This is a genomic window from Pseudomonas sp. SDO52101_S400 (assembly GCF_054071635.1).
Map to the genome: position 1 here is coordinate 1 of NZ_JBSVWF010000114.1, position 7,472 is coordinate 7,472.

A 7,472-nucleotide genomic window follows, 5' to 3' on the forward strand; every position below is an offset into this window, starting at 1 on the left:
ACGGAGCATTTTCTTTGAGCACCGCGCAGATTGCTAGGTTTTCACACAGTCTGCTGAGGTCGCTTTTTTCGTTTCTGCGGTTTGTTACTGGCTGGCGTTGCGACTGTGCCGGTAATCACTCACCGCTTCATACACCGCTTTGCGCAGGCGATTGATCCCGCCAATCGGGCGATGGGCTTCGATGCCGAACCATGGATTGAACGACAGATTGTCGCACTGCAGGTTCAGGGCCGGGGTGTCGAAGTCCTGCGGGGGCAGGGTGATTCTGGCCACTGTCTGGAACGGACTGTCCTGTTCGCGCCATTCGATGCTGGTGTCTTCGATCGGCATGTATTTATTCGCGTCCTGACGCTGGATCTGCAACACAAAACACGCGGGCACCCGATCCGTGGAAAGTTGCTGATTCAGCGCGCTGCGCAAGAAGTTCGGCAGGTCCTGGTTTTGCTTCGGCAGCGTGTAGGCCGGGCAGTTGTCCGGATCCGGCATCACCCGAAACTTCGCATTGGCCTCACCAAATTTGTAGGGCGATACCGAAAAGTAGGTCGTACGTGTCGGACTCTCTGGCGGCGGAGAAAGCGTCGCCAGTGCAATGAACAAGTGCCTGACTTGCCAGGTTCGAGGGTCCCAGCCCGGAAAGAACGCCATGACCTTTTTCCCGTCAGCCTGCGCCGCCACATTCTGACGATATTCAGCGACATCGCTGACGAAGAAATTCGGATGGCTGAACATCACGAAATCCTGCTCGTGCAGGCCCTGGCGGTCGCCCAGCAACTGTTTGCCCGGCACATCGAGCAATTTGATCGCCATGCCCCGGGCATCGCGGATGCTGTCGAATTGCGGATAGGCGTTACCGTTGGACAGACGTATCGTCGCCTGCCAGAACTTGCCCGGCTCGCTGAAAACGCCTCGGCGCAGATCCTGAGCCAGGTCCGGTAGTACTTGCACGTCAGCCTTCACGCAACCGTGGGCCTTGGCATGGGCGTCGCGCAGAAAACGCGTGCTTTCCCGGTGTTGATCGACAATGCGTACGGCGGTCTGGATCACGTCCTGTGTCATGGCGGCTTCACCGACGGGAATCTGCTCCGTCGCCGAGACCGGACCTTGGTGCTGCCAGGCGAACCAGGCGGTCGTCAGGGCCCAGCCGATCAGGCCGACTACCAGCAAAAGCAGCAATGTTTTGCCCAGCAACCGCCCCAGCCACAACCACAAACGCGCCAACATCGATGGCTTCTTGAACGAATTGAAGATCATGGCAGTTGCGCCTCCAGCGGGCCGCCCAGCACTTTCAGGTACTCCAGCAGCGCCCAGCGCTCCTCGGGCTGCAACAGCCGTCCTATGACCCCGTTACCGCGCTCGCCGGCGCGGAATTCATGGCCGCTGTTGTGGTTGCCGGTAATGCGCGTGTCGAACAGGAAAGCGTTGGTAAAGGCTTCGGTGCGATAACCCAAATGCCGAGGGTCGTATTCGAATGTGCCCTTATAGAAAGTGGTGGCGCGTTCATCCTGAGGTGAAAGCAGCTGATAGAGACTCGGCACCGAGCCGTTGTGCAGGAAGGGCGGTGTGGCCCACACACCGGCGAGCGGCCGGGCTTTGTAGGCGATTTTTTCCCGGACACCGATCGGCAGACCAAAGCCATCGAGTTTTGGTTTTTCTGCAGGTGTAACGCCGGCTTCACGGTAAGCGCGGTTTTCAACGAACGCCGTGACGTAAGCCAGGCCTTTGGCCACGGATAACTGGCTGAGGTCGAGCGGTTCTTTGGGTGTGGGATGCAGCTTCACGTCCATCTGCTCCAGCTCTGCCGGATTCCATTGCAGGGCTGTCAGGTTGAAACGGTGGTTGGCGATGTTATTGGCCGCGTTCGGGTCGGTGCCGATGACCTCCAACGGAAGCATGTGCAGATGCTGGACCCAGCGTTCGCCTTCTTGCGTCACCCGAGGAACGTGGCAACCCGCACAGTTTTCGGCAAACAGGGCTCGCCCCTTGGCCGCCAGCGGTTTGTCGACTTCGCCAAACAGTTTTTCCGGCCAGGCAGCAGGCTGAAGTTTTTGCAGGGTTTCTTCTATCTTGTGCAGATCGCGCACCCGTACGCTCGATGCGTAACGTTCATCACCCTGTAGCGGCTGGCCATTGGCATCGAAGAAATTCAGGGTGGCGCCAACCCCCAGTGCTTCGCCGATATTGCGTGCCATAGGCTGCTGCGCCGAGCCGTTCCACTGCACCCAGTCGAACGTCCACATGTCCCATAGTTGCGGGTAATCCACAGGAGCGTTGGCCACTCGGTAATTGGTGGGGGAGATCGCATCACCAAAGGTCGCGTTGGCGATTCGCCCGAAGGCATCGGTTCGGCCTGGGCCTTCCTCGGTGGGGTAGAGGCCACGATGGGTGTCGTTCCATGCCACTTTGATAAAGGTGTTCAGCGAGCCTTTGAAGTCTTTACGCAGTTGTTCATGGCGGGCGTCGTAGTCATTGCCCAGTACGTTGCGGGCGAAACGTTCGAATTTCCACGGGTTGTAGTAAGTGGAGGCCAGACTGGCGACCAATGCCTGTCCGAAACTGCCGCCACGCAATGTAGGAACGCTGGAAGGCAGCACATGCTGCGCCGAGCCGCCGTCGATGCGCACGGCCTGACCGTTGAGGTGCAACTCGCCGGTGTGGCACGCCGCACAGGTGATGTCCAGATACTGCTCAGCGCTGCCGGGATTCTGATGCCGGGCGAAGCCCACCGGCAGATTCCCCGGGTTGTTCGGTGTGGCTTTCTGCTGTGGGTCGATCAGAAAGCCGAAGCGCGCGAGGTATTCCGGGGAGGCGAAACGTTGCTGCGAAAACGGCAGCTCCAGCGCCTGGAACCATTCGTAACGAAGGCCTTTGACTTGCGTCCCTTGCGGGGTGAAGTAGTAGGTCTGGCGCTCTTGCTCAGTCCACTGGTTCAGGTAATGCACCTGTTTTGCAGGCGTCGGGAAGGGCAATTTCGGATTGGCGACATAGTAGAGAACCACTGCCAGGACCAGTCCCAGCAGCATCACGATCAGCGTCAGCACACGGAATAAGAGGCGCAAGATGAACATCCTTGTCGAGTTGTTGCGTTCTTATGCCTGAGCCGAGCCGCATGCGGCAAGTGGCCATTACGCCAAGTGTTGTGGGAAGAGGTATCGGTCACTGTCAGGGCAAGATGACAGAAGCTTCATCCTGCCTTTGCTCAAATGCTTTTTAATCCCTGAACTTATCGGAAGATTCCTGCTCTCATGCCGGTAGCCATTGGTCGTGGCGGCCTGATAAGCTCGCGGCTTTACTCGATTGCCCTTTCGGCGCATGAACAAGGAAATAGCATGAAACAGCATCGGTTGGCGGCGGCGGTAGCCCTGGTTAGCCTGGTACTCGCGGGTTGTGATTCGCAGACCAGCGTAGAGCTGAAAACCCCGGCGCAAAAAGCTTCCTACGGTATCGGCCTGAACATGGGCAAGAGCCTTGCTCAGGAAGGCATGGATGATCTGGACTCCAAAGCGGTAGCCCAGGGCATCGAAGATGCCGTCGGCAAGAAAGAACAGAAGCTGAAAGATGAAGATCTGGTCGAAGCCTTCGCTGCACTGCAAAAGCGTGCCGAAGAGCGTATGGCCAAGATGAGCGAAGAGTCGGCAGCCGCCGGCAAGAAATTCCTCGAAGAAAACGGCAAGAAAGCCGGCGTGACCACCACCGCTTCCGGTCTGCAGTACGAAGTGGTCAAGAAAGCCGACGGCCCACAGCCTAAGCCTACCGACGTAGTGACCGTTCACTACACCGGCAAGCTGACCAACGGCACCGTCTTCGACAGCTCCGTCGAGCGCGGCAGCCCGATCGATCTGCCGGTCAGCGGTGTGATCCCGGGTTGGGTCGAAGGCCTGCAACTGATGCACGTTGGCGAGAAGTACAAGCTGTACATCCCTAGCGATCTGGCTTACGGCGCACAATCGCCAAGCCCGGCAATCCCGGCCAACTCGGTTCTGGTCTTTGACCTCGAACTGCTGGCCATCAAGGATCCAGCCAAAGAAGACGCTGCTGCCGCCAAGTAACAGGCATCGGTACCGGCTTCAACAACAACGCCTCGCTTATGCGGGGCGTTGTTGCATCCGGGCCACGGCCAGCGTAAACAGACCGAACCGATACGCGTCACGACAGTCCTAGACTTTGAGGCCGCCGGCGCTAGACGCCCTGAGCCTCCAAGTCAATGAAATATTGGGTTTTTTTATGTGAGTAAAAAACGCCCGATCTGAGCGCAGCCCTTATGAACCGGGGCTCTCAGCGTCGAAATGCAGCTCTGTTCACAAGGTTATCCACAATTTGTGTGGATAACATTTCAACGGGAGAAATAGATGAAAGCTCCATGGAATTTCGCCCGATTCCTGCCGTTGGCCGGACGACTCCTGGCCCGTGGCCGTTTGCCAACACTGTTGTTTGCAGTGGCCAGCAAAGGCGCCGCGCAGGGCAATCGCCTCGGAAAATTGAAGGATGACCTGCGATTGCTCCAGACGCTATGCCTGGCGTACTGGCGTGGCGAGTATCGTGCGATCAGTCCCAAAGCCATGATTTCGGTTGTTGCGGGCCTGATGTACTTCCTCAGTCCGGTGGATGCGATCCCGGATTTCATTCCCGTTTTCGGCATGCTCGATGACATCGCGGTCCTGGCCTGGGTGATGAAAACCCTCGACGACGAACTCAACGCATTCCGCCTGTGGCGTCAGCGTCAGGCGCCGGAAAAGCTCAGGGTTGTCGAGCGCCTGCCCGATACACCCGAACAACTTCAGCTTCAGGGCCCGAAAAAGTCCTGAATCGCGACAGCCTCTTATACAGATAGATACCCCCCACGACCTTGGCCGCTGTTAGGATTACACTTCTAGGGAAAAGTGCCGACTCGCTAAGTGTTGTTGTCCTACGGGGTAGTCATGGATATTCAGATAATTGCACGCGATGGCGAACCCGAATATGCGGTTCTGCCATGGGCTCAGTATCAGGCTCTACTGAAAGCAGCAGGCATTAACGAAGCACCGTCGCAACCGGCTCCAGCGCCGCTTGCGGCCACACCGGACCCGATTCTTCCAGGTCTGGATCAATTACGCAGTTTGCGCGAAGGGAAGGGCATCGCCATCGAGGCGCTCGCCCGCACGGTAGGCATCAGCCCGTCTTACCTGGCCATGATCGAAAGCGGTGAGCGTCTGCCCGACGCTGCGATTCGCCGCAGCCTGGCCTGGGAGTTGACGGTGCCAGGGTGGAGGGAACAATCGTGAGCGTACGCATCAGTCGTCAACATTGGGACGGATTGCTGGGGGAGCTGGACCAGGCGCGCAGGCAGCGCCATCTTCTGACCTATCGAGCTTTGCTCGAGCGTCTGCAACTGCCTACACCGGCGATGCAGACATTGACCGCTGCACTGGAGCATCTTGCCGCACTGGACGCTAAAGCCGAACAACCGTTGCGCAGTTCGCTGGTGATCAGCCAGGGCGCCAGTCGCCTGCCACGCACCGGTTTCTTTGAATGTGTCGAGCGTCTTGGGCGTTTTTCCGGGCCATCCGATGGTGTTGCCGCAGCATCGTGGCATGCCTCCGAAGTGGTGCGGGTCTTTGAGTACGAATACCCGGAATCGGCGGAGGCCTGAGTGTTTTTACGACTCAAGGCGCGGGCAAGTTACTGGCTCGCCCGTAGGCTGTTTCACTGGTCGTGGTTTGTCCGTCAGCCCCGAGGCTGGCGCTGGCTCGAAGGGCAGTTTGCGCGCATGGCCAACCTGGGCGATGTCGGCGCGCAAAGCTTCTACGGACACATCCTGACGTTTCGCGGCGTTGGTCTGGGCGCGCGTGAGGAGGGCGTCCGGTTGCTGCGGCTGGCGGCGCTGGCCGGGGATGGCAAGGCGGCGTATCAGGTCGGTGTCATCAGTCTTGCCGGTACACCGAGCAAGGCTCCGGACCCTTCGGAAGCTGCTCGCTGGTGGACCATGGCCGCGCAGGCCGGGCATCCACTTGCCGAGCTCAAGTTGAAAGAGCTGGCCGGTCGGGATCATTCCCGGTAAGCGAACGATTTGTTCCGTGAACGGGGCGTGAGGGAAACCTCCCGCCCCGTTTTTGCGTCTGCTGTTCGATAAAGATCAGTTGCAGACTTCTCCTACATCCATCGCCTACTCGCCTGACTTCTTTTCTGTTTGATCCCCCGCAAAGTCCTTCGCCTGATTTTTGCGCGAGGGAACGCATATGTTCGACCCGGTTTTTCATTTCGTCATGCGCATGGGAGTGCGCTGATGGAAGCCATCGCCCGCATCGAGCAAGAACTCGACAGCTTTCCCCGCACCCTCGACCTCTACCGCGAACAGCTCAGGCACTGGCTCAGTCGTTCGGCAGACAGCGTCAGCCATGCGGCCGATCTGCCGTCGTTGATGGGGATGGAACGGATCATCCGTTTCGGCGAGCACAGCACGGCGGTCGCCATTGACGACAACCGTTTTTCTACGGCTGTCGTGCAATGCCCGGCAAACGGGCGAATGGAGATCGAGAGCAAGTTCGAATCGGTATACGACATTCCGTTGGGCGGCATCGTTGTCGATGTGGTGGCGGTGGATGGCGGCAAGGTCAAGTCCGTCACGCTCGATGCTCAGGGCAAGGGGTTGTTCACCGGTGATGCGGGCAAGTTCTACCGGGTAGTGGTGCACGGCCAGGCCAGCGAGAAGCAGGTTGATGCGCTGTTCGAGTCCTACGATGGCCTGACCCGGCAGTTGGATAGTTGGCTGCGTAGCGAGTGGCAGGGCTTCAAGCCGAAGTGGTCGCAGTCAGTGGTGCCGGCGGCGGGCAACGGCCTGCTGGCCGGGAGTTGGGCTGCGATCGAGGGGGTGTGGGACAGCATTGGGTTGCTGTCGGAGATTCTCCAGGATCCCGGAAAGTTTGCCGAGCGGTTGGGCAGTGGCGCCGCACAGTTGATCGCGCTGGCAGAAACAGCGCCTGAAATGATGGAGAAGCTTCAGTTACTGGTCAGTGACGAGGCGGCGCTGTGCCTGTTGCTGCGTACCGCCAGCCTCTGGCTGGAGATGCTGCCGCCCAATGAAATTGCCGGGAAAACCGCCGAGGCTGTCTCAATGGTGGTGGTGCAGCTGCTGATCGACGTTTTGATCGGCATTGTGCTGACCTTCGTCGGCGCCGGAGCGGGGATTGCGTATCTGACCTTGCGCCTGGTGGATCGTGGCGCTCAGTTGTTGTCGGTGGTGACGCGTCTGGTGAAGGCGATATTTGGCATCGTCAGCACCTTCATCGGCTATGTGAACCAGTACAAGTCCGTCGCCGCACGCGGTATCGCCGCCGGGGTGAAAAAGGGCCGCATGCAACTGCGCTGGGATGCCCGCCGCAACGCTTCCCTGAAAAAAGACGAGCACCACGACGACAAGCCTGATCAGGCGAAAAACCCCAACGGCGACAGCGCCGATTGCGCAGCGCTGACCTGCACCAACGGTTGTCCAGTGTCGA

Annotated in this window: 7 protein-coding genes and 1 pseudogene; 6 read left to right on the forward strand and 2 right to left on the reverse strand. The window is 59.0% G+C overall.

Going from position 1 to position 7,472, the window contains the following annotated elements:
* Positions 1–84: 84 nt before the first annotated feature.
* Complete coding sequence (locus ACW9HX_RS28685; RefSeq protein ID WP_457383171.1) at positions 85–1,221, reverse strand: catalase family protein; 1,137 nt, start codon at positions 1,219–1,221, stop codon at positions 85–87.
* A gap of 26 nt (positions 1,222–1,247) precedes the next feature.
* Entirely contained in the window at positions 1,248–3,056 is a 1,809-nt protein-coding gene (locus tag ACW9HX_RS28690) for a di-heme-cytochrome C peroxidase (RefSeq protein ID WP_457383168.1), read from the reverse strand.
* 270 nt (positions 3,057–3,326) lie between these two features.
* Here ACW9HX_RS28690 and ACW9HX_RS28695 point away from each other — a divergent pair, with 270 nt between their 5' ends.
* The 6 genes and pseudogenes from ACW9HX_RS28695 to ACW9HX_RS28720 form a co-directional block, all read left to right on the forward strand.
* A complete protein-coding gene (locus ACW9HX_RS28695) occupies positions 3,327–4,046 on the forward strand; it encodes an FKBP-type peptidyl-prolyl cis-trans isomerase (protein ID WP_096823013.1) in 720 nt (239 codons plus the stop codon).
* Positions 4,047–4,346: 300 nt separating this feature from the next.
* Complete coding sequence (locus ACW9HX_RS28700; protein ID WP_457383169.1) at positions 4,347–4,802, forward strand: YkvA family protein; 456 nt, start codon at positions 4,347–4,349, stop codon at positions 4,800–4,802.
* A gap of 114 nt (positions 4,803–4,916) precedes the next feature.
* Positions 4,917–5,258 carry a helix-turn-helix domain-containing protein gene (locus ACW9HX_RS28705; protein ID WP_007950435.1) on the forward strand — a complete coding sequence of 114 codons (342 nt, stop codon included), beginning with the start codon at positions 4,917–4,919 and terminating at the stop codon, positions 5,256–5,258.
* Positions 5,255–5,626, forward strand: a complete 372-nt coding sequence (locus ACW9HX_RS28710; protein WP_003223109.1) for a hypothetical protein — start codon at positions 5,255–5,257, stop codon at positions 5,624–5,626. Before ACW9HX_RS28705 ends, ACW9HX_RS28710 begins: the two co-directional genes overlap by 4 nt.
* Positions 5,627–6,034 (forward strand): sel1 repeat family protein, encoded by a 408-nt coding sequence (locus ACW9HX_RS28715; RefSeq protein ID WP_457383170.1) that lies wholly within the window; start codon positions 5,627–5,629, stop codon positions 6,032–6,034.
* Positions 6,035–6,259: 225 nt separating this feature from the next.
* A pseudogene (locus tag ACW9HX_RS28720) lies at positions 6,260–7,472 on the forward strand (type IV secretion protein Rhs); the annotation flags it as partial.

What these genes read in the sequence shown, in the direction of transcription:
- ACW9HX_RS28695 (WP_096823013.1), top strand. Translation starts at nt 3,327, where the DNA reads ATGAAACAGCATCGGTTGGCGGCGGCGGTAGCCCTGGTTAGCCTGGTA.
- ACW9HX_RS28685 (WP_457383171.1), bottom strand. Translation starts at nt 1,221, where the DNA reads ATGTTGGCGCGTTTGTGGTTGTGGCTGGGGCGGTTGCTGGGCAAAACA.
- ACW9HX_RS28705 (WP_007950435.1), top strand. Translation starts at nt 4,917, where the DNA reads ATGGATATTCAGATAATTGCACGCGATGGCGAACCCGAATATGCGGTT.
- ACW9HX_RS28700 (WP_457383169.1), top strand. Translation starts at nt 4,347, where the DNA reads ATGAAAGCTCCATGGAATTTCGCCCGATTCCTGCCGTTGGCCGGACGA.